The organism is Nitratidesulfovibrio oxamicus, assembly GCF_015731765.1.
In the GTDB taxonomy this organism is placed as follows: domain Bacteria; phylum Desulfobacterota; class Desulfovibrionia; order Desulfovibrionales; family Desulfovibrionaceae; genus Cupidesulfovibrio; species Cupidesulfovibrio oxamicus.
In genome coordinates this window covers 1-1,180 of sequence record NZ_VRYY01000600.1, presented here as the reverse complement: position 1 = coordinate 1,180, position 1,180 = coordinate 1, and the positions used below count along the sequence as shown (strand labels likewise).

The following is a 1,180-nucleotide window of genomic DNA, read 5'->3' as shown; positions in this document are numbered from 1 at the left end:
GCGGGCAACGACGCGCAGGGCGGCCAGCACGTTGGCGGCGGGAATGGCGGCGGTGGCGCCATTTTCGCCCCCCGCACCGGCCCCGGCGCTCGCCCCCACGCCTGCCATGAAATCGAAGGCGTCGGTGAGCAGGCCGTCACCGGCCAGGATGGCCGTGGCTTCGTCGAACATCTTGTGGTTCGAGGGTTTGCCGCGCCGCAGGTCGTCGTCGTCCATGGCGGGCAGGTCGTCGTGGATGAGCGAATAGGTGTGGATCATCTCGATGGCGGCGGCAAAGGGCATCACCCGTTCCGCTGGCAGACCGAACAGCCCCGCGGTGGTCAGGCACAGCACAGGCCGCACCCGCTTGCCGCCCGCGTTCAGGCTGTATTCCATGGAGGCGCGCAGCCGAGCGGGAATGCCCCGGTCGGCCAGGCACGCGGCCAGATACCGTTCCACCACGGCGGCAGCATCGCGCAGGCGGGCCTTGATCTCACTCGGCGTCAGCATCGTCCCCCACCCCTTCAAAGTCCTTCAGTCCGCCTTCGGTGAACAGGCGGATCTCGTTGCGTGCAGTGCGCAGCCTGTCGCGGCAGGCGCGGGACAGGCCCAGCCCTTCCTTGTACAGGGCCACGCTGCGCTCCAGCGGCAGGTCGCCTGCCTCCAGCGCGGCCACCACCTCTTGCAGGCGGGCCATGGCGGCTTCGTAATCCACCGTGGCCCCGGCCTGTTCCACAACGCCATCAACGCGTTCAGGGGCGTCCGCCCCCGCGTTCTTTCGTGTGCGCGCGGCCATGCGTTACTCCCGTGTAGTCGCGCCCGTGTTCGCGGGCGCGTCATCCAGCAATACCTGAGGGTCCACCATGTCGCCAAGCACCGCCATGCCGAAATGCAGGTGCGGCCCGGTGACCCGGCCCGTGCTGCCTACCCTGCCGATGAGCTGGCCCTGCGCCACCATCTGGCCGGGGGTCACGTCCATGGCGGACAGGTGAAAATACATGCTGACCACGCCCATGCCGTGGTCGATGTACACGGAATTTCCGGCAAAATAATGATTCTCGGCCAGCGCCACCCGCCCTGCCGCACAGGCCTTCACCAACTCGCCCGCCTCGCCGCGCAGATCCAGCCCGCGATGCGGCGCGCGCGGCTCGCCGTTGAACACCCGGCGCAGGCCGAACAGGCTGGATACGCCGCCCGGCAC

Annotated in this window: 3 protein-coding genes; all 3 read right to left on the bottom strand. The window is 68.9% G+C overall.

The annotated features are described in order from the left end of the window. Positions 1-489: polyprenyl synthetase family protein (locus tag FVW20_RS16080; protein WP_196610389.1), on the bottom strand; the 489-nt coding region annotated here is incomplete at its 3' end. Beyond that, complete coding sequence (locus FVW20_RS16075; RefSeq protein ID WP_196610388.1) at positions 473-775, bottom strand: exodeoxyribonuclease VII small subunit; 303 nt, start codon at positions 773-775, stop codon at positions 473-475. The genes FVW20_RS16080 and FVW20_RS16075, both read right to left, overlap by 17 nt. A gap of 3 nt (positions 776-778) precedes the next feature. Beyond that, a partial coding sequence (locus FVW20_RS16070; protein WP_196610387.1) for a M23 family metallopeptidase occupies positions 779-1,180 on the bottom strand: 402 nt, incomplete at its 5' end.